The organism is Herbaspirillum aquaticum (genome assembly GCF_002213425.1).
In the GTDB taxonomy this organism is placed as follows: Bacteria; Pseudomonadota; Gammaproteobacteria; order Burkholderiales; family Burkholderiaceae_D; genus Herbaspirillum; species Herbaspirillum aquaticum.
Genome location: NZ_NJGV01000017.1, coordinates 84,667 through 103,129 on the forward strand (window position 1 = coordinate 84,667; position 18,463 = coordinate 103,129).

Sequence of the window (18,463 nt, forward strand, 5' to 3'; positions counted from 1 at the left end):
GCCATGAGTGCCTCCGTGGTTCCCGCTTGCGAGCTGTGCGCCGGCGATGGTGGCGAGGTGCTGTGGCAGCATCCCGCGTTTCGCGTGGTGCTGGTCGATGAGGCCGATTATCCGGGCTTCTGCCGGGTGATCTGCCACGCGCACGTGAAGGAAATGACCGACCTCGCCCCGGCCCAGCGTACGCTGCTGGCCAATGCGGTGTGGGCGGTCGAGGCCGCCCAGCGCGAGGTGATGCAGCCCGAGAAGGTCAACCTGGCCACGCTAGGCAACATGACCCCGCACGTGCATTGGCATGTGATCCCGCGCTTCACCGACGATCGCCATTTCCCCAGCCCGGTCTGGGCCGAGCCGCGCCGTGCGGCCGATGAGGCCTCGCTGGCTGCACGCCGCGCACTGCTGCCGCAGTTGCGCGAGGCTGTGCGCCGGCATCTCGATGCGGCGGGCCTGGCGGCCTGAGGCTGGCAAGCGCCCGGCCTGCGGTGACGCAGCCGGGTGCGATGTTTCTTCTCACCAATTTCAACAAGGGAGAGCCCATGAGCGCCCCGTCTTCCCCGGTTCCGGTGTCCTTCAAGGTGCGCAAGCTTTCGCGCGTGGTCGAGGTCGAGTTCGATGACGGCGTGATGTTTTCCCTGCCCTTTGAACTGATGCGCGTCCTTTCCCCCTCGGCCGAAGTGCGCGGCCACGGACCGGGCCAGGAAGTGCTGCAGACCGGCAAGCGCGACGTGGAAATCCACGGCATCGAACCGGTCGGCAACTATGGCGTCAAACCGCTGTTCTCGGACGGCCATGCCAGCGGCATCTTCACCTGGGATTACCTCTACCAGCTCGGCCGTGACCAGGCCGCCCTGTGGGAAGCCTATCTGCAGAAACTGGAAGCGGCCGGTTTCACCCGTGAAAGCGGGCGCGATCACCAGCCCGAGGTGGCAGGCGGCCACGGCTGCGGCCATTCGCACTGAGGCGCGGCGCCTCCTGATCCAGGGCAAGCTCTGCGCTGGCCCGTCTCTTATAATGTCGTCTTCATCGTTACAGGCCCAGCCATGACCAACACCACCCATTTCGGTTACGAAACCGTCAAAGAAGAAGAAAAGGTCCGCAAGGTCGCGGAAGTGTTCCACTCCGTCGCTGCCAAGTACGACGTGATGAACGACTTCATGTCGGCGGGCCTGCATCGCATCTGGAAAGCCTTCACCATCGCCCAGGCCGGCGTGCGTCCGGGCTTCAAGGTGCTCGACATCGCCGGCGGCACCGGTGACCTCTCCAAGGTCTTCGCCAAGCAGGCCGGTCCCAGCGGCGAGGTCTGGCTCACCGACATCAACGAATCCATGCTGCGCGTGGGCCGCGATCGCCTGCTCAACAAGGGCATCGTCACCCCGACCATGCTGTGCGATGCCGAGAAGCTGCCCTTCCCGGACAATTATTTCGACCGCGTCTCGGTGGCCTTCGGCCTGCGCAACATGACCCACAAGGATGCCGCCCTGGCCGAGATGCGCCGCGTGCTCAAACCTGGCGGCAAGCTGCTGGTGCTGGAATTCTCCAAGGTCTGGGAACCGCTGAAGAAGCCCTATGACGTCTATTCCTTCTCGGTCCTGCCGTGGCTGGGCAAGAAGGTCGCCAACGATGCCGACAGCTATCGCTACCTGGCCGAATCGATCCGCATGCACCCCGACCAGGAAACCCTGAAGCAGATGATGGAACAGGCCGGCCTGGACCGCGTGCAGTATTTCAACCTGACCGCCGGTGTGGCTGCACTGCATACGGGCATTAAGATGTAATTAACGCTGGGCGAGCCAGCATTAAGGCTGGCTTAATTCTGCCCGGCGACAATGATGACTCCGATTCTGCGGACTTGCTTTTCCCTCGGGCCGCCCGCAGCTTCGGCATCATCCACAAGAGGCAAGCCCATGAAAAAAATATTCCTCGCACTGCTGCTGGCGATCTCGTCGCTCTCGCTCATCATGTCGCCCGCCGAGGCCAAGCGCCTGGGTGGCGGTGGTTCTTTCGGCAAACAGTCGTCCAACTATTCGCGCCAGGCAGCGCCCTCTGCGCCGTCCTCGCCGTCCTACAGCCAGCCTTCCCGTCCTGCTGCACCAGCCGCCGCGCCGCAAAGTGCCCCCATGCCCAAGCCCGCCAGCCCCTGGCGCAATGTGCTGGGCGGTGCGCTGCTGGGCTTCGGCCTCGGTGCGCTGATGTCGCACTTCGGGATCGGTGGCGCGCTGGGCGGCATGCTGGGTTCGCTGCTGACCATCGCGCTGCTGTGCGCGGCGGTGATCTTCCTGATCCGGCTCTTTGCCCGTGGCCGTGAAGCGCAGAACAACAATCCGGCCTATGCCACACCGATGCCGGGCGTGAGCCCCATCGGCAGCGCGGCCGGTGCCACACCGGAAATCGGTTCGGGCCTGCGCGACATCAATCCGCCGCCATCCGTCCCGCATGCGCCGCCCGCCGCCCTGCAAGGCAATGGCTACGGCGGCACGGCCCAGCCGGCGCAGATCCAGCAATGGGGTATCCCCGAAGGCTTTGATACGGCCGGATTCGTGCGCAATGCCAAGACCTATTTCATCCGCCTGCAGGCGGCGTGGGATCGCGCCGATGTCAATGACATCCGTGAATTCACCACGCCCGAGATGTTCGCCGAACTGCGCATGCAACTGACCGAACGGGGTGCCGCGCCCAATGCCACCGATGTCGTGCAGCTCGATGCGCAACTGCTGGGCATCGAGACCATGGCCTTCGATTACCTGGCTACGGTGCGCTTCCAGGGTCTCATCAAGGAAGCGCCGGATGCCTCGGCCGAACCCTTCGCCGAGATCTGGAATCTCTCCAAGCCGCTCAACGGCAGCGGCGGCTGGGTGCTGGCGGGTATCCAGCAGGTCTGATGCAGGCGCAAGGCGCGCTGGATCAAGCCGGCTGCAGTGCCTGAACCTTGCCAGTGCGCCAAGCTGGTACACTTGAAACCGCCCGGCTTTTGCGGGCGGTTTTATTTTGGCGGAGGGAATTCTTTCTGCTCCGGCGTACTCAACCCGTAGTCCTCCGATCCACCCGATTCTGGAATCCATGTCCGTGCTGCCCGATCCGTCCACTCTTGTCTCCGGCCTTGATCCGATGAAACCTGCCGCTGCGGTGATCAACCACCTGCTGGCCCAGGAGCCGTGGGCGCGCGACACCCTCATGGCCCACGCCGGCAAGGTCGCCTGCATCGATACCGGCGTGATGCAATTGCGCCTGAAGGTGACCGGTGATGGCTACCTGCAGGATGTGCCGGCCGATGCGCTGGCCAATGTCACCATCCGCCTGAAGCTCTCTGACCTGCCGCTGATCGCCGCCAACCGCGAGCGCGCCGTCTCTTACGTCAAGCTGGAGGGCGATGCCGATTTCGCCAATGCCATTTCGCAGCTGAGCCAGAAGCTGCGCTGGGATGCCGAGGATGACCTCTCCCGCGTGGTCGGCGATGTCGCTGCCACCCGCATCGTCTCCGGCGCGCGCGGCCTCTTCGATGCTGCCCGCACCACGCAGCGCAAGCTGACCGAAAACCTTGCCGAGTATTTCCTGGAAGAACAACCGATGCTGATCCGCCCCCGCCAGTTGCAGGATTTTTCCGCCGACGTCGTGCGCCTGCGCGATGACCTGGAACGCCTGTCCAAGCGTATCGAGAAACTGGAGCGTCGTTAAATGCTGCTGCGTTCCATGCGTCTGCTCAAGATCATCCGTGTGGCCATTCTTTACGGCCTGGATGAAATCATCGCTTCCGAATTCGCGCCCCCGCGCATTGCCCGCATCATCAACCGCATCTTCTTCTGGCGCGACCTGACCGCCCCACGCGGTGAGCGCTTGCGCCGCGCGCTGGAGGATCTCGGTCCCATCTTCATCAAGTTCGGCCAGGTGCTCTCGACCCGGCGCGACCTGATGCCGCCCGATATCGCCAATGAACTGACGCTGCTGCAGGACCGCGTGCCGCCCTTCGATTCGGAACTGGCGGTCAAGCAGATCGAGAAGTCGCTGGGCGCACATCCGGACCAGCTCTTCGCCAGCTTCGAGCGCACCCCGGTGGCTTCGGCCTCGATCGCGCAGGTGCACTTCGCCACCCTGAAGGATGGCAAGGAAGTGGCGGTCAAGGTGCTGCGCCCCGGCATGCGCGACATCATCGATCACGACATCGGCCTGATGCACGTAGCCGCCGACTGGCTGGAACGCCTGTGGGAAGACGGCCGTCGCCTGAAGGCCAAGGAAGTCGTGGGCGAGTTCGACAAGTACCTGCACGACGAGCTCGATCTCATGCGCGAAGCGGCCAATGCCAGCCAGCTGCGCCGCAACTTCGCCGAGTCCACGCTGCTGATGGTGCCGGAGATGTATTGGGATTATTGTTCATCCTCGGTGATCGTGATGGAGCGCATGCATGGCATCCCGATCTCGCAGACCGAGCGCCTGCGCGCCGAAGGGGTGGACCTGTCCAAGCTCTCGCGCGATGGCGTGGAGATTTTCTTCACCCAGGTGTTTCGCGATGGCTTCTTCCACGCTGACATGCACCCCGGCAACATCCTGGTGTCGGTGGCCCCGGAAACTTTCGGCCGCTATATCGCGCTGGACTTCGGCATCGTCGGCACGCTCAATGATTACGACAAGGATTACCTGTCGCAGAATTTCCTGGCCTTCTTCCGCCGCGATTACAAGCGCGTGGCCGAGGCCCACATCGAATCCGGATGGGCCCCCAAGGAAACCCGCGTCGATGAACTCGAAGCCGCCGTGCGTGCCTGCTGCGAACCGATCTTCGACCGCCCGTTGAAGGACATCTCCTTCGGCCAGGTGCTGCTGCGCCTGTTCCAGACCTCGCGTCGTTTCAACGTGGAAGTGCAGCCGCAACTGGTGCTGCTGCAGAAGACCCTGCTCAACGTCGAAGGACTGGGCCGCCAGCTCGATCCGGACCTGGACCTGTGGAAGACCGCCAAGCCCTATCTCGAACGCTGGATGAGCGAACAGATCGGCTGGCGCGGTTTCGTCGAACAGCTGAAGGTGGAAGTGCCGCGTTACAGCCGCTTGCTGCCGGAACTGCCGCGCCTGGCGCACCAGGCGCTGACGCGCTACACCGAAGGCGAGAACCAGCCGCAGAACACCGAGCTGATTCGCAAGCTGCTGGCCGAGCAGCGGCGCACCAACATGCTTTTGGGCGTGATCGTCTATTTCGGCGGCGGGCTCATCGGCGGCATCATCGTGATCCAGGTGCTGATGCACTTCCTGAAGTTCTATTGATGTAAATAATTTAGATATTTAGATATTTAGATAATTTGGATAGTTTGGATAATTTGGAAAATATCTAAAATTGTCTCCAGCAAGCGCCGGCCTATGCCGGCGTTTCGCATGGTTCAACCAAAAAAGATAAAGGCCAGAAAACACCGTGGGAACCGACGACAACAGCCTGTCCGATGCGCGCGTGCGCATGCTGCCCTATATCGTGGCGGCGACTTTCTTCATGGAGTATCTCGATACCACCATCATCGCCACGGCCTTGCCGCAGATGGCGCAGTCCTTCGGTGTCGGCCCCAACGAACTGAGCCTGGGCATGACGGCCTACATGCTGACGCTGGCCGTCTTCATTCCCATCAGCGGCTGGGTGGCCGACCGCTTCGGTTCGCGTACCGTGTTCGGATTGGCCATTGCCATCTTCACGTTCGCTTCCATCCTGTGCGGTTTTTCGCAGAACGTGTGGGAATTCACCGCAGCGCGCGTGCTGCAGGGGCTGGGCGGGGCGATGATGGTACCGGTCGGACGCATGATCGTGGTGCGCAGTACCGGCAAGGACAGGCTGATGAAAGCCATTGCCACCATCACCTGGCCGGCCATCGTGGCACCCGTGGTGGGGCCATCAATCGGTGGTTTCATCACCACCTATGCTTCCTGGCATTGGATCTTCCTGATGAACGTGCCGTTCGGTATCGCCGCGTTCATTGCCGTGATGCGCGTGGTGCGCAATGAACACGGGCACAGCAAGCGGCCGCTGGATGTGATTGGCTTCCTGCTCTCGGGCGCGGCGCTCACTTCGCTGCTGTATGGCACCGAGATCGCCAGCCATATGGAATCCAACATCAAGGTGGCGCTTGGCTTCGTGGGCCTGGGTGTGGTGCTCGGGTACGGCGCGTGGTGGCACATGCAGCGCATCGAACATCCGCTGCTGGATTTTTCCAGCCTGCGTATCCCGACCTATTCGGTGACGGTGCTGACCGGTTCGCTTACGCGTATCGGCGTGGATGCGGTGCCTTACCTGATGCCGCTGATGTTCCAGATCGGTTTCGGCCTGACGGCGTTCCAGTCGGGTTTGCTGCTGCTGGCCACTGCCCTTGGCAATCTTGGCATGAAGGCGTTCACCACGCGTATCCTGCAGCGCTTCGGTTTCCGCAGTGTCGCGGTCAACAATGCGGCCATCGCCGGCTGCCTCATCATTGCCTGCGGCTTGCTCACGCCAGGCACGCCGCTGCCGGTGATCCTGGGGGTGATCTTCTGTTATGGGCTGTCGCGGTCGATGCAGTTTTCTACCCTGGCCACGCTGGCCTATGCCGATATCAGCGATGCCCGCAAATCCTCGGCCAGTACCCTCTGGAGCGTGGCGCAGCAGATGACCATCGGCATGGGCATCGCCTTCGGTGCGCTGGCCTTGCGGATCGCGGCGGCGCTGCGGGGCGAGGAGATCGATGCCAGCGGCGCGCATTTCACGCTGGGCGATTTCCAGTGGGCTTTTGCGATGGCCGGTGTAGTGACATTGATCTCGGTGATCGGCTATCGCGGCCTGGCGCGGGACGCGGGCAGCAACATCGGTGGCGGGATGCGCGCGGCGCAAGGCAAGCGCTGAACTGCGCTGGCGCGCCTTCAGCGGTGCGCCGAAAAGCGCTCCGCCAGGCGCTCGCGGCGGAAGTGCTCGACCACGAAGTCGACGAATACCCGCGTCTTGGCCGGCAGCAGCCGCGCCGCAGTGAAGTAGAGCGAGAGCATGCCGGTATCCACGTACCAGTCCGGCAGCACCCGTACCAGCGTGCCGCGGTCCAGATAGAGCAGGGCGTGCGGCATCGACACCAGCGTGATGCCCAGCCCCGCTTCGGCCACTTCGCAAGCCGCATTGGCATCGCTCATGGTCATGCGTTGCTGCAGCGTCACCGGGGCCTGCTGGCCGCCGTGGTCGCGTAGCGAGAAGGGCCGCACGCGTCCCGTCTGCGGCGAGCGGATCAGGATGCCCGCATGCTCGGCCAGGTCGGCCGGCGAGCGCAAGGCGGGATGCGTCTCCAGGTAGGCGGGGGAAGCCAGCAGCACCCGATGCGCCGGGGCCAGCTCGCGCGCCACCACGCCGGGCGACAGCTCGGTGCCGCCGGCGATGGCGGCATCAAATCCCTCCGTGATGAGATCCACCGAGCGGTTCTCGAAATGCCAGTCCGGCTGGATGCCCGGATAGCGTCCCAGGAATTCTCCCAGCAAGGGCACGATGTATTGCCGCCCGAAACCAGTCCCCATGCTGACCTTGAGCGTGCCGGCCGGCTGCCCGCCGGCGCTGGCCAGATTGGCTACGGCACTGCGGATGGCTTGCAGGCCGCCGCCGACTTCCTGCAGGAAACGTTCGCCCGCTTCGGTCAGCGAGAGCTTGCGGGTGCTCCGGTGAAACAGCCGCACGCCCAGTGAGGTCTCCAGCCGTGCCACGTTCTTGCCCACCGCCGCCGAGGTCAGGCCGAGCTGGCGTGCCGCCGCCGAAAAGCTGCCCACGTGGGCCGCAGCGACGAAGCATTCGATGCTGGTCATGGTTTCCATCGCTTGATTCTAAACCATTGGTTTAAAAAGAAGATAGGGATTGCCAGCTAGTCGCCACATAATCAAACACCGATACTTGCTTCAACCCGGACGCACACAGCAGCACCCCGCTGCAGGCCGACGGGGCCAATCCTTCACTTTCAAGGAGCAAGATCATGAACAAGCAAATCCAGACCGCCGCCGCATCCGCCTCCACCTCCACCCTGGCCTCCAAGGTTGCCTTCGTGCAAGGCGGTTCGCGCGGCATCGGCGCGGCCATCGTGCAGCGCCTCGCCGCCGAAGGCGTCACCGTCGCCTTCACCTATGTCACTTCGCCGGACAAGGCGCAAGCCCTGGTTTCCCGCGTCGAAGCCGCCGGTGGCCGCGCCCTGGCGATCCAGGCCGACAGCACCGATGCAGCCGCCCTGCAGCAAGCCATCCGCCTGGCCGCCGAGACCTTTGGTCGCCTCGATATTCTGGTCAACAATGCTGGCGTGCTGGCCATAGGCCCCATCGATGAGTTCAAGCTGGAAGACCTGGACCGCACCCTGGCCGTGAACGTGCGCAGCGTGGTCGTGGCGACCCAGGCGGCCGTGCGCTACATGGGCGAAGGTGGCCGCGTCATCAGCATCGGCAGCACCAACGCCGACCGCATCCCCTTTGCCGGCGGCGCCGTGTATGCCATGAGCAAGTCGGCACTGGTTGGCTTGACCAAGGGCCTGGCCCGCGACCTCGGCCCGCGCGGCATCACCGTCAACAATGTCCAGCCCGGTCCGGTCGATACCGACATGAATCCGGCCAACAGCGACTTTGCTGCGTCCCTGACTGGCTTGATGGCACTGCCGCGCTATGGCAAGGCGGAGGAAATTGCCAGTTTCGTGGCTTATCTGGCAGGTCCGGAAGCCGGCTACATCACTGGTGCCAACCTGATGATCGATGGCGGTTTCTCGGCTTGATCGCTGCTGGGCCCGTCACTCTCAGGACGTAAAAAAACCTCGCGCCAGTTTGCACCGGGCGAGGTTTGTTCGTGCGTGCGGCAATCAGGCAATCAGGCGAACAGGCGTGCCAGCTCTACGCCCGGCTCCGGCGCACGCATGAAGGCTTCACCGACCAGGAAGGCGTGCACGTCGGCATCGCGCATGCGCTTGACGTCGTCCGGTGTGGCGATGGCCGACTCGGTAACCACCAGCTTTTCCGGCGGGATGCGCGGCAGCAGGTTCAGGGTGGTGTCCAGCGTGGTTTCAAAGGTGCGCAGGTTGCGGTTGTTGATGCCCAGCAGACGCGTCTTGAGCTTCAGGGCGGCTTCCAGTTCGGCCTGGTCATGGACTTCCACCAGCACGCTCATGCCCAGCTCATGGGCGCAGGCTTCCATGTCGGCCATCAGGCCATGGTCCAGCGCGGCCACGATCAGCAGGATGGCGTCCGCGCCCCAGGAGCGCGCCTGGTAGATCTGGTAATGATCCATCATGAAATCCTTGCGCAGCACCGGCAGGGCACACGCGGCGCGCGCCTGTTTGAGGTAGTCCGGCGAGCCCTGGAAGAATTGTTCATCGGTCAGTACCGATAGGCAGGCCGCGCCATGTTCGGCATAGCTCACCGCGATTTCGGCCGGCTTGAAGTCGGGCCGGATTACGCCCTTGGAAGGCGAGGCCTTCTTGACTTCGGCAATCACGCCGGCCTGGCCGTTGGCGATCTTGCCGCGCAGGCTCTCTTCGAAATTGCGCAGTTCCGAGCGCAATTCGCTGTCGGTTTCCACATCGCGGCGCAGGCTGGCAAGGTCGCGCTGCTTCTGCGCGATGCGGACTTCCTCGGCCTTGACGTCGAGGATCTTGTTGAGGATGTCGGACATGAGCTTCCTTGTCGGTTTCAATGTTTGCCGCCGAGCTGGCGGGTCACCTGGACGAACTGGTCCAGCTTGGCGCGGGCCGCGCCGGAGGCGATGGTCGCGCGTGCGGTCTGCAGGCCCTCTGCGATGGAAGGCGCAACGCCGGCTGCATACAGGGCGGTGGCGGCATTGATGACTACGATGTCGTGCACCGGACCGGGTTCCCCGCGCAGGGCTTCGAAGATCTTCTCCTTCGATTCGGTGGCATTGCCGACCTGCAAGTTGCGGCTGGCAAACATGGACAGCCCGAAGTCTTCCGGATGGATCTCGTATTCGCGGATCTCGCCGTTGACCAGCTCGCCCACCATGGTGGCGCCGCCCAGCGTGACTTCGTCGAGGTTGTCGCGGCCCCAGACCACAATGGCGTGTTGCGCACCCAGGCGTTGCAGCACGCGCACCTGGATGCCGACCAGGTCCGCATGGAATACGCCCATTAGGATGTTGGGGGCACCGGCCGGATTGGTGAGCGGACCGAGGATGTTGAAGATGGTGCGCACGCCCAGCTCCTTGCGCACCGGGGCCGCATGCTTCATGGCGGCGTGGTGGTTGGGGGCGAACATGAAGCCGATGCCGGTCTGGGCAATCGATTGCGCCACTTGCTCGGGTTGCAGGTTGATGTCCGCACCGAGTGCTTCGAGCACGTCGGCGCTGCCGGAGGAGGAAGAAACACTGCGTCCGCCATGCTTGGCCACGCGTGCACCGGCGGCCGCCGCCACGAACATGGAGGCGGTGGAAATGTTGAAGGTGTGGGCACCGTCGCCGCCGGTGCCGACGATGTCGAGCAGGCGCGAGGTGTCGGCCATCGGCACCTTGGTGGCGAATTCGCGCATGACCTGGGCGGCGGCGGCGATCTCGCCGATGCTTTCCTTTTTCACGCGCAGGCCCATGGTCAGGGCCGCGATCATCACCGGCGACATCTCGCCGCCCATGATCTGGCGGAACAGCGTCAGCATTTCATCGTGGAAGATCTCGCGGTGTTCGATACAGCGCAGCAGCGCTTCTTGGGGAGTGATGGGCATGTCTTGTCTCGATGTGTGTAATGGTCTCAGCCGTGGGCGCTGCCGGTCAGGAAGTTCTTGAGCAGGGCGTGGCCGTGCTCGGAAAGGATGGACTCGGGGTGGAACTGCACGCCTTGCAGGTCGAACTCCTTGTGGCGTACGCCCATGATCTCGCCATCGTCGGTCCAGGCGGTCACTTCCAGGCAATCCGGCAGGCTGGCGCGTTCGATGGCCAGCGAGTGGTAGCGGATCACGGTGTAGGGGGTGGGCAGGTCCTTGAAGACGCCCACGCCGGTGTGCGCGATTTTGGACGTCTTGCCATGCATGACCTGCTTGGCGCGGATGATGTTGCCGCCGAAGGCTTCACCGATGGCCTGGTGACCCAGGCAAACACCAAGGATGGGCAGCTTGCCGGAAAATTCCTTCAGCAGGTCCACGCAGATGCCGGCTTCCTTGGGGCTGCAGGGGCCGGGGGAGAGGCAGATGCGTTCGGGGTTGAGCTTCTTGATGTCATCCAGCGTGATCTCGTCATTGCGGATGGTCAGCACCTCTTCGCCCAGCTCGCCGAAGTATTGCACCAGGTTGTAGGTGAAGGAGTCGTAGTTGTCGATCATCAGCAGCATTTAGATTTCTCCGTCCAGGCCATCTTGCACTTGTTCAGCAGCGCGCAGTACGGCGCGCGCCTTGTTTTCGGTTTCTTCCCATTCCATTTCTGGCACCGAGTCGGCCACGATGCCGGCGGCCGCCTGCACGTACAGGGTGCCATCCTTGATGACACCGGTACGGATCGCAATGGCCACGTCCATCTCGCCGCCGAAGGAGAGATAGCCGCAGGCGCCGCCATAGATGCCGCGCTTGGTCGGTTCCAGTTCGTCGATGATTTCCATGGCGCGCACCTTGGGGGCGCCCGACAGGGTGCCGGCCGGGAAGGTGGCCTTGAGCACATCCAGGTTGGACATGCCGGGTTTCAAGATGCCCTCGACGTTGGAGACGATGTGCTGCACGTGGGAATATTTCTCGATCACCATCTGGTCGGTGACCTTGACGCTGCCGGTGGTGGCGATGCGGCCGATGTCGTTGCGGGCCAGGTCGATCAGCATCACGTGTTCGGCGATTTCCTTGGGATCGGCCAGCAGTTCGCGCGCCAGCTGTTCATCGCGCTCGATGGTGGAGCCGCGCGGCCGCGTGCCGGCCAGCGGACGGATGGTGATCTTCTTCTGGCCTTCACCGATGGATTCGTTGCGCACCAGGATTTCCGGCGAGGCGCCGACGATCTGCATGTCGCCGAAGTTGTAGAAGTACATGTAAGGAGAGGGGTTCAGCGAACGCAGCGCGCGGTACAGCATCAGCGGCGAATCCACATAGGATTTCCTGAGGCGCTGGCCGATCTGCACCTGCATCAGGTCACCGGCCATCACGTATTCCTTGGCGCGGGCCACGGCCTTGAGATATTCGTCCTTGGGGAATTCGCGGATCGTTTCGGTACGCACCGAGCCGGTCGTGACGGGCGCATCGGCCGGGCGGCGCAGCATGGCGCGCAGGTCGCGCAGGCGCTGGCGGCCACGGGAGAAGGCTTCCGGCTGGGTGGGGTCGGCGTAGACGATCAGGTAAAGCTTGCCGGAGAGGTTGTCGATGACGGCCAGTTCCTCGGTCAGCAGCAGCTGGATGTCGGGCAGGCCCAGCGTATCCTGCGGAGCGCTGTTTTCCAGGCGCTTTTCGATGTAGCGCACGGCGTCGTAGCCGAAATAGCCGGCCAGGCCGCCGCAGAAGCGCGGCATGCCGGGACGGATGGCGACCTTGAAGCGGGATTGATACTCGGCGATGAATTCCAGGGCATTGCCTTGGGCGGTCTCGATGACCTCGTCATTCTTGAGCACTTCGATCTGCTGGCCGCTGCAGCGGATCTTGGTGGAGGCGGGCAGGCCGATGAAGGAGTAGCGGCCGAAGCGTTCGCCACCGACCACCGACTCCAGCAGGAAGGTGTTCTTGCCGGTGTTGTGGCTCTGGGCCAGCTTGAGATAGAGCGTCAGCGGGGTTTCCAGGTCGGCGAAGGCTTCGGCGATCAGGGGGATGCGGTTGTAGCCTTCGGCGGCCAGCGATTTGAATTCGAGTTCGGTCATGTGTCACTCCAGACCGCCATTGTAGGGTACGCGGGCCTGGCCGCAGACCGTCGCAACACGCCATGAAGCCATGGACGCGATGCACGCGGATGCAGCAGACAGGTGCGGACTCTCGTCAGCGGTGTCGTTATGGAAATTACGGGAAATGCGGAGGATGCGGTACCACAACAAACGACCCGGCACGCAGGTGCGGCCAGGTCCAGGCGTCAATTACTGCGCCTGGAATTGCCAGCGTCGCCACAGCCAGGCCTCAGGGGCGGCTGTCGGTTGAGCGGTTCGTTTGTTGTTACGAAACATTGATGTGGGTCGCGATTGGATCTTCGGTCTGTCGACCGGTGAGCTGACGGGCTGTCAGTCCACCGAGATTTGCTGCGCTGCTTCTACAAGCGTCGAAACTATACCATCCGAATCGACGTCGTGTATAGATTCACCGTGATTGTAGCCGTACGGAACATTCAGGACACGGCATCCCGCCGCGCGGGCCGCCTGGGCGTCGTTGCTGGAGTCGCCGATGGCCACGACCTGTGCCGGTGCCAGGGCGAAATCCTCACAGACTTTCAGCAAGGGCATGGGGTCGGGCTTCTTCTTCGGGAAGGAGTCGCCGCCATAGACGATCTCGAAGAAATCGCGCAGCCCCTTCTTCTGCAGCAGCGGCACGGCGAAGGCCAGCGGCTTGTTGGTCACGCAGGCCAGGCGCAGGCCCTTGGTGCGCAGGGCTTGCAGGCCTTCGACCACGCCCGGGTAGAGCGAGGAATAGTCGCCATTGATGGCCAGGTAATGCTCGGTGTAGCTCTCCAGCGCTTGCTGGAAGTATTGCGCCGCCTCGTCCTCGGCGTAGTCCACGGCCAGCACGCGGCGGATCAGGTTTTCGGTCCCCTTGCCGACGAAGTTGACGATGGTTTCCTGGGACAGGGGCGTCAGTCCCAATTCTTCACGCATGCGGTTGACCGCGACGTGGAAGTCAGCGGCCGTGTCCAGCATGGTGCCGTCCAGGTCGATGATGGCGGCCTTGATGTTGGTCAGATTCTTCATATGCCCTGGAAACCTCGTTGTTTGTTCGTCTGGCGAAGGGGGACGCGATCAGACCTGGGCCAGTTCGGCGCGCATGGCGTCGATGACGGCCTTGTAGTCCGGCTTGCCGAAGATGGCCGAACCGGCCACGAAGGTATCGGCGCCAGCGCGGGCGGCGGCGGCGATGTTCTCGACCTTGATACCGCCATCGACTTCCAGCAGGATGTCGCGGCCGGATTCGTCGATGCGGCGGCGCACTTCGGCGATCTTCTTCAAGGCTTCGGGGATGAAGGACTGGCCACCGAAACCGGGGTTCACCGACATGATCAGGACCATGTCCAGCTTGTCCATCACATGGTCCAGGTAGTGCAGGGGCGTGCCGGGGTTGAACACCAGGCCGGCCTTGCAGCCGTTGTCGCGGATCAGTTGGAGGGAGCGGTCGATGTGCTCGGAGGCTTCCGGGTGGAAGGTGATGAGGTTGGCGCCGGCCTTGGCGAAGTCGGGGATGATGCGGTCCACCGGCTTGACCATCAGGTGCACGTCGATGGGCACCTGCACGTGCGGGCGGATGGCTTCGCATACCAGCGGGCCGATGGTCAGGTTGGGGACGTAGTGGTTGTCCATCACGTCGAAGTGAATGAAATCGGCACCGGCGGCGACGACATTGCGCACTTCTTCACCCAGGCGGGCGAAATCGGCGGACAGGATGCTGGGGGCGATACGGAAGGTCGGCATGGCTGTAAAGAATGGATGGCTGAATCGACATTGGCCGCCGGGCGCAGGCGCAAAGGCGGCAAAACCGCTATTCTACCTTGCTGCAGCGCCCGCCGGCCCGGCCGATGAGCTGGCTGCCCTGCCTTGCAGCGGGCAGGGCACGCGAAACGCATCGGCTTGCGCAGCTGGCTGAATTCGTGTGCAATCCGGGGTGGCCGCGCGCGCCTGATGGCCCGGCGCGGCGGCAGCCCCTTCACAACACAGGAAACCCCATGGCAGCGTATGAGTTCACGGTGACGGTCAAGACCCAGTACCTGGAGGAACAATCCGATCCATCGCGTTCGCACTACGTGTTCGCCTATGCGATCACCATCGTCAATACCGGGACGGTCCCGGCCCAGCTGATCTCGCGCCACTGGGTCATCACCGACGCCAACAACCACGTGCAGGAAGTGCGCGGCCTGGGGGTGGTCGGGCACCAGCCCTTCCTGCAGCCAGGCGAGCAGTTCGAATACACCAGCGGTACCTCGCTCAAGACTCCCCAGGGCAGCATGCATGGTGAATATTTCTGCGTGGCCGAGGATGGCGAGCAGTTCGACGTCCGCATCCCTGAGTTCGTGCTTTCACTGCCGCGCACCTTGCACTGAATTTTTCTTCCTGAGCCAGGGCGACGGATTTTTCAGCGCGGGTCGCTGTCTGTCGTCTCTCGCGCTTGCTGCCCTTTGTTTTCCTGCGATTCTTCCTGCTTGGCACTCACCGGCCGGCCATTGTGTTCCTTGCGGCCCGAGAACATGGTCCACCAGACGATGAAGACCAGTACGAAGAAGGCGGCACTTGCTTCCAGGATCAACCACAACATGAATTTGTCTCCGATGTCATTGAATCGTTTTGCCAAGCTGTCGGCGCTGCGGCGCCTTAGTGTACCCGCGATGGCGGTCTCGGTCGCCGTCCTGCTGGCGGCCTGCCAGACCACGCCGCTGACCACGCCTGCCCCAAGCCAGCCATCGCCCAAGCCAGTGGCCCAGCCGGGCCCGGCCATGCGCGCCACCACCTTCGCCCAGCTGCCCGGCTGGAACAATGACGACCTGCGCGAAGCCTGGCCGGCCCTGCAGTCGTCCTGCTCGGTCATGATCCGCAAGCCGGAGTGGCGCGCTGCCTGTGGTGCGGCCCAGCAGGTCAATGCCAATGACCTGGGCTTCCTGCGCCAGTATTTCGAGACCTATTTCACGCCGTATCAGTTGTTCAACCCCGACGGGACAGATACCGGACTGGTGACGGGCTACTACGAGCCGCTGCTGCGCGGTTCGCGCCGCCGTGCCGGGCCGTACCAGACGCCGTTGTACCAGGCTCCGGACGACCTGCTGACCATCGACATGGCCAGTGTCTATCCCGAGCTGAAGAACCTGCGCCTGCGCGGCAAGGTGGTCGGACGCAAGGTGGTGCCGTATCCGACGCGCGCCGAGTTGATGCAGGGCAATAGTCTGTCCGGCAAGGAAATCGTCTGGGTGGATGATCCGGTGGAGGCCTTCTTCCTGCAGGTGCAGGGCTCGGGCCGCGTGTATCTGCCGGAGTCGCGCGAGACCATCCGCCTGGCCTATGCGGACCAGAATGGCCGTCCCTACAAGTCGATTGGCCGCTATCTGGTGGACAAGGGCGAGATGGAACTGTCCCAGGCATCGGCCCAGAACATCAAGGCCTGGGTCCAGGCCAATCCGGCGCGCAAGGAAGAGTTGCTCAATGCCAATCCGAGTTATGTCTTCTTCAAGGAAGAAAAGCTGCCGGATCCTTCCAAAGGCCCCAAGGGCGCGCAGGGCATCCCGCTGACCCCGCAGCGCTCCATCGCCATCGATCCCCAGCATGTGCCGCTGGGTGCGCCGGTGTTCCTGGCCACGACGCTGCCCAATAGCGACCGTCCGCTGCAGCGGCTGGTGGTCGCGCAAGATACCGGCGGCGCCATTCGCGGCGTGGTGCGGGCTGACTATTTCTGGGGATTTGGCGATGAAGCCGAGGATCGCGCCGGGGCCATGAAGCAGCGCGGCATGATGTGGGTGCTGCTGCCCAAGGGGATGACGCCGCCGGGAGGCAACTGAATTTCTCTGAATTCCTTGTGGCAATGAAAAAGCCTGATCCTGTCGAGGGATCAGGCTTTTTTGCCGATGGCGGGGCTGCTATATAAGGATCAGCGCAGTACCAGCACGGGGATGGTTGAATGGGTCAACACCTTCTGCGTCTTGCTGCCCAGGAAGATGCGCGAGAGCCCGCTGCGCCCGTGGGAAGCCATGAAGATGGCATCGCAGCCGTGCAGTGTTGCCGCCTTGATGATTTCTTCATCGGGATTGAAGGACATCACGATTTCGGTTTGGCAGGGCACGCCGGCGGCGGCCGCAGCGTCTGCGATCTTCTTGATGTGCTGGTTGGCCAGGGTTTTGACGTTTTCTTCATAAAGGGCAGGATCGATGGCCATCGAGCTCTCGGCCAGCGGCGAGAACGGGTAGGGTTCGGCCACCGAGATGCCGACGATGCTTGCGCCGCTGTTTTTGGCGTAGTCGATGGCCGTGGCGATGGCCTTGTCCGAGCGTTCTGAGCCGTCCGTGGGGACCAGGATGTTCTTGAACATGTTCGCCTCCTTATATATAGGGATAGGGGATGACTCCAATATAGCCCCGTGGGGCCTTGCCTGCATGAAATTCTTGGTAGTCATTGCGCCAGGTCGGACCGGCGCATTATTTTTGGCTTATTCTTGCGGTTCGCCGTGCCGGTTGCTGCCACGCCCGGGCGGATTGCCGATTCATTCATAAGAAGGAGACCCACTATGAGCTACCAAAACATCCTGGTCGAGACCCACGACAAGGTCGGCCTGATCCGCCTGAACCGTCCCAAGGCGCTCAATGCCTTGAGCGACGACCTCATGAGCGAGCTGGGAACGGCCTTGCTGGCCTTCGACGCCCAGGACGAGATTGGCTGCATCATCGTCACCGGCAGCGAAAAGGCCTTTGCGGCGGGCGCTGATATCAGCGTAATGGCCGGGTTTGACTATATGGACGTCTTCAATGGTGAATTCATTACCCGCAACTGGGAGACCCTGCGCCGCATCCGCAAGCCGGTCCTTGCGGCGGTGGCGGGTTACGCGCTGGGCGGCGGCTGTGAGCTGGCGATGATGTGCGACTTCATCATCGCGGCCGACAATGCTAAGTTCGGACAACCGGAGATCAAGCTGGGCATCATCCCCGGCGCTGGCGGTACGCAGCGCCTGCCGCGTGCGGTCTCCAAGTCCAAGGCCATGGACCTGGCGCTGACGGCCCGCATGATGGATGCGCAGGAGGCCGAGCGTGCCGGGCTGGTGTCGCGCATCGTGCCGGCCGACAAGCTCATGGAAGAGGCCATGGCCGCTGCAGTGACCATTACGGAGATGCCGCGCCAGGTCGCGATGATGGTGAAGGATTCGGTCAACCGTGCCTACGAGACCACTTTGTCCGAGGGGATGAAGTATGAACGGGCGCTCTTCTATAGCTGCTTTGCCACCGAAGACCAGAAGGAGGGCATGAAAGCCTTCCTGGAAAAGCGGCCGGCGGTGTTCAAGAACGCCTGATCACTTCTCTTTGGATGCAGTAGAAAGGGCCGCCCGTCAGGGCGGCCCTTTTTTCTGAATGATTTACTGTTTTGTTCATATCGCTTGTAACCCACGCCAGTAAAGGGTTTGGGGTGAAGTGAGGCAGCCGGGGGAAGGCTTGGTCTAAATTATTTTCGATTATTTTTCAAAAAGTACTTGCGCGGTGGGTAGGGCGTTGCTATAGTTCGCCCCCTGCTGACGCGACACACGAAGCGAAGTTGAAAAACAGAGCGATGGATGTCGGCGAAGCAAAGAGTAGTGAAGCAGGATGTAAGGCGTTTTAAATGGAAGTAGTCAAAGCGGAAGTTAAGCGAGACGAAAAAATTTAAAACGAATCGCAAAAAAGTAGTTGACGCGATAAACA

Annotated in this window: 20 protein-coding genes; 11 read left to right on the forward strand and 9 right to left on the reverse strand. The window is 62.7% G+C overall.

Annotated features, from left to right (window positions below; genetic code table 11):
• Nucleotides 1-3 precede the first annotated feature (3 nt).
• The 7 genes from CEJ45_RS16435 (at nt 4) to CEJ45_RS16465 (ending at nt 6,838) form a co-directional block, all read left to right on the forward strand.
• Entirely contained in the window at nt 4-456 is a 453-nt protein-coding gene (locus CEJ45_RS16435; RefSeq protein WP_088756133.1) for an HIT family protein, read from the forward strand.
• Between the two features lie 77 nt (nt 457-533).
• Nucleotides 534-956, forward strand: a complete 423-nt coding sequence (locus CEJ45_RS16440; protein ID WP_088756134.1) for a gamma-butyrobetaine hydroxylase family protein — start codon at nt 534-536, stop codon at nt 954-956.
• An 81-nt stretch (nt 957-1,037) separates the two neighbouring features.
• A complete protein-coding gene (gene ubiE / locus CEJ45_RS16445) occupies nt 1,038-1,772 on the forward strand; it encodes a bifunctional demethylmenaquinone methyltransferase/2-methoxy-6-polyprenyl-1,4-benzoquinol methylase UbiE (protein WP_039786819.1) in 735 nt (244 codons plus the stop codon).
• Nucleotides 1,773-1,901: 129 nt separating this feature from the next.
• Nucleotides 1,902-2,876 carry a Tim44 domain-containing protein gene (locus CEJ45_RS16450; protein WP_088756135.1) on the forward strand — a complete coding sequence of 325 codons (975 nt, stop codon included), beginning with the start codon at nt 1,902-1,904 and terminating at the stop codon, nt 2,874-2,876.
• 178 nt (nt 2,877-3,054) lie between these two features.
• Nucleotides 3,055-3,669: a ubiquinone biosynthesis accessory factor UbiJ gene (locus CEJ45_RS16455; RefSeq protein WP_187697697.1), complete on the forward strand. Its 615-nt coding sequence runs from the start codon at nt 3,055-3,057 to the stop codon at nt 3,667-3,669.
• Entirely contained in the window at nt 3,670-5,244 is a 1,575-nt protein-coding gene (gene ubiB, locus CEJ45_RS16460; protein WP_088756137.1) for a ubiquinone biosynthesis regulatory protein kinase UbiB, read from the forward strand.
• Nucleotides 5,245-5,431: 187 nt separating this feature from the next.
• The gene (locus CEJ45_RS16465) at nt 5,432-6,838 is read left to right on the forward strand and encodes an MFS transporter (RefSeq protein WP_241517361.1); all 1,407 of its coding nucleotides are present in this window, start codon (nt 5,432-5,434) and stop codon (nt 6,836-6,838) included.
• Between the two features lie 17 nt (nt 6,839-6,855).
• On the opposite strand, the gene CEJ45_RS16470 is transcribed toward CEJ45_RS16465, so the two are convergent.
• Nucleotides 6,856-7,782 carry a LysR family transcriptional regulator gene (locus CEJ45_RS16470; RefSeq protein WP_088756139.1) on the reverse strand — a complete coding sequence of 309 codons (927 nt, stop codon included), beginning with the start codon at nt 7,780-7,782 and terminating at the stop codon, nt 6,856-6,858.
• A 155-nt stretch (nt 7,783-7,937) separates the two neighbouring features.
• On the opposite strand from CEJ45_RS16470, the gene CEJ45_RS16475 reads away from it, so the two are divergent.
• Entirely contained in the window at nt 7,938-8,717 is a 780-nt protein-coding gene (locus CEJ45_RS16475; RefSeq protein WP_088756140.1) for a 3-oxoacyl-ACP reductase family protein, read from the forward strand.
• A 92-nt stretch (nt 8,718-8,809) separates the two neighbouring features.
• Here the strand turns inward: CEJ45_RS16475 and trpC are convergent, their stop codons facing one another.
• The 6 genes from trpC to rpe all read right to left on the reverse strand — a co-directional run bounded on the left by trpC (nt 8,810) and on the right by rpe (nt 14,510).
• Nucleotides 8,810-9,610 carry an indole-3-glycerol phosphate synthase TrpC gene (gene trpC, locus CEJ45_RS16480; RefSeq protein ID WP_088756141.1) on the reverse strand — a complete coding sequence of 267 codons (801 nt, stop codon included), beginning with the start codon at nt 9,608-9,610 and terminating at the stop codon, nt 8,810-8,812.
• A 17-nt stretch (nt 9,611-9,627) separates the two neighbouring features.
• Nucleotides 9,628-10,665, reverse strand: a complete 1,038-nt coding sequence (trpD, locus tag CEJ45_RS16485) for an anthranilate phosphoribosyltransferase (RefSeq protein ID WP_088756142.1) — start codon at nt 10,663-10,665, stop codon at nt 9,628-9,630.
• Nucleotides 10,666-10,691: 26 nt separating this feature from the next.
• Nucleotides 10,692-11,267, reverse strand: coding sequence for an aminodeoxychorismate/anthranilate synthase component II (locus CEJ45_RS16490; RefSeq protein WP_088756143.1), 576 nt, complete (start codon nt 11,265-11,267; stop codon nt 10,692-10,694).
• Nucleotides 11,268-12,764 (reverse strand): anthranilate synthase component I, encoded by a 1,497-nt coding sequence (gene trpE, locus CEJ45_RS16495; RefSeq protein WP_034340156.1) that lies wholly within the window; start codon nt 12,762-12,764, stop codon nt 11,268-11,270.
• A gap of 351 nt (nt 12,765-13,115) precedes the next feature.
• Nucleotides 13,116-13,796, reverse strand: coding sequence for a phosphoglycolate phosphatase (locus CEJ45_RS16500; protein WP_088756144.1), 681 nt, complete (start codon nt 13,794-13,796; stop codon nt 13,116-13,118).
• A 48-nt stretch (nt 13,797-13,844) separates the two neighbouring features.
• Nucleotides 13,845-14,510, reverse strand: a complete 666-nt coding sequence (gene rpe, locus CEJ45_RS16505) for a ribulose-phosphate 3-epimerase (protein ID WP_034340160.1) — start codon at nt 14,508-14,510, stop codon at nt 13,845-13,847.
• Nucleotides 14,511-14,761: 251 nt separating this feature from the next.
• On the opposite strand from rpe, the gene apaG reads away from it, so the two are divergent.
• Nucleotides 14,762-15,136, forward strand: coding sequence for a Co2+/Mg2+ efflux protein ApaG (gene apaG, locus CEJ45_RS16510; protein WP_088756145.1), 375 nt, complete (start codon nt 14,762-14,764; stop codon nt 15,134-15,136).
• A 32-nt stretch (nt 15,137-15,168) separates the two neighbouring features.
• Here apaG and CEJ45_RS16515 read toward each other — a convergent pair whose 3' ends face one another.
• Entirely contained in the window at nt 15,169-15,348 is a 180-nt protein-coding gene (locus tag CEJ45_RS16515; protein ID WP_088756146.1) for a hypothetical protein, read from the reverse strand.
• Between CEJ45_RS16515 and mltA the strand changes: the two genes are divergently transcribed.
• A complete protein-coding gene (gene mltA / locus CEJ45_RS16520; RefSeq protein WP_088756147.1) occupies nt 15,347-16,579 on the forward strand; it encodes a murein transglycosylase A in 1,233 nt (410 codons plus the stop codon). The genes CEJ45_RS16515 and mltA overlap by 2 nt on opposite strands.
• A gap of 89 nt (nt 16,580-16,668) precedes the next feature.
• On the opposite strand, the gene CEJ45_RS16525 is transcribed toward mltA, so the two are convergent.
• Nucleotides 16,669-17,106 (reverse strand): universal stress protein, encoded by a 438-nt coding sequence (locus tag CEJ45_RS16525; RefSeq protein WP_039786852.1) that lies wholly within the window; start codon nt 17,104-17,106, stop codon nt 16,669-16,671.
• 195 nt (nt 17,107-17,301) lie between these two features.
• Here CEJ45_RS16525 and CEJ45_RS16530 point away from each other — a divergent pair, with 195 nt between their 5' ends.
• Nucleotides 17,302-18,078, forward strand: coding sequence for an enoyl-CoA hydratase (locus CEJ45_RS16530; protein WP_088756148.1), 777 nt, complete (start codon nt 17,302-17,304; stop codon nt 18,076-18,078).
• Nucleotides 18,079-18,463 lie beyond the last annotated feature (385 nt).

Excerpts from the sequence above, each read along its gene's own strand:
- CEJ45_RS16435 (WP_088756133.1), top strand. The coding sequence starts at position 4 with ATGAGTGCCTCCGTGGTTCCCGCTTGCGAGCTGTGCGCCGGCGATGGT.
- CEJ45_RS16440 (WP_088756134.1), top strand. The coding sequence starts at position 534 with ATGAGCGCCCCGTCTTCCCCGGTTCCGGTGTCCTTCAAGGTGCGCAAG.
- ubiE (WP_039786819.1), top strand. The coding sequence starts at position 1,038 with ATGACCAACACCACCCATTTCGGTTACGAAACCGTCAAAGAAGAAGAA.
- CEJ45_RS16450 (WP_088756135.1), top strand. The coding sequence starts at position 1,902 with ATGAAAAAAATATTCCTCGCACTGCTGCTGGCGATCTCGTCGCTCTCG.
- CEJ45_RS16455 (WP_187697697.1), top strand. The coding sequence starts at position 3,055 with ATGTCCGTGCTGCCCGATCCGTCCACTCTTGTCTCCGGCCTTGATCCG.
- ubiB (WP_088756137.1), top strand. The coding sequence starts at position 3,670 with ATGCTGCTGCGTTCCATGCGTCTGCTCAAGATCATCCGTGTGGCCATT.
- CEJ45_RS16465 (WP_241517361.1), top strand. The coding sequence starts at position 5,432 with ATGCTGCCCTATATCGTGGCGGCGACTTTCTTCATGGAGTATCTCGAT.
- CEJ45_RS16470 (WP_088756139.1), bottom strand. The coding sequence starts at position 7,782 with ATGGAAACCATGACCAGCATCGAATGCTTCGTCGCTGCGGCCCACGTG.
- CEJ45_RS16475 (WP_088756140.1), top strand. The coding sequence starts at position 7,938 with ATGAACAAGCAAATCCAGACCGCCGCCGCATCCGCCTCCACCTCCACC.
- trpC (WP_088756141.1), bottom strand. The coding sequence starts at position 9,610 with ATGTCCGACATCCTCAACAAGATCCTCGACGTCAAGGCCGAGGAAGTC.
- trpD (WP_088756142.1), bottom strand. The coding sequence starts at position 10,665 with ATGCCCATCACTCCCCAAGAAGCGCTGCTGCGCTGTATCGAACACCGC.
- CEJ45_RS16490 (WP_088756143.1), bottom strand. The coding sequence starts at position 11,267 with ATGCTGCTGATGATCGACAACTACGACTCCTTCACCTACAACCTGGTG.
- trpE (WP_034340156.1), bottom strand. The coding sequence starts at position 12,764 with ATGACCGAACTCGAATTCAAATCGCTGGCCGCCGAAGGCTACAACCGC.
- CEJ45_RS16500 (WP_088756144.1), bottom strand. The coding sequence starts at position 13,796 with ATGAAGAATCTGACCAACATCAAGGCCGCCATCATCGACCTGGACGGC.
- rpe (WP_034340160.1), bottom strand. The coding sequence starts at position 14,510 with ATGCCGACCTTCCGTATCGCCCCCAGCATCCTGTCCGCCGATTTCGCC.
- apaG (WP_088756145.1), top strand. The coding sequence starts at position 14,762 with ATGGCAGCGTATGAGTTCACGGTGACGGTCAAGACCCAGTACCTGGAG.
- mltA (WP_088756147.1), top strand. The coding sequence starts at position 15,347 with ATGAATTTGTCTCCGATGTCATTGAATCGTTTTGCCAAGCTGTCGGCG.
- CEJ45_RS16515 (WP_088756146.1), bottom strand. The coding sequence starts at position 15,348 with ATGTTGTGGTTGATCCTGGAAGCAAGTGCCGCCTTCTTCGTACTGGTC.
- CEJ45_RS16525 (WP_039786852.1), bottom strand. The coding sequence starts at position 17,106 with ATGTTCAAGAACATCCTGGTCCCCACGGACGGCTCAGAACGCTCGGAC.
- CEJ45_RS16530 (WP_088756148.1), top strand. The coding sequence starts at position 17,302 with ATGAGCTACCAAAACATCCTGGTCGAGACCCACGACAAGGTCGGCCTG.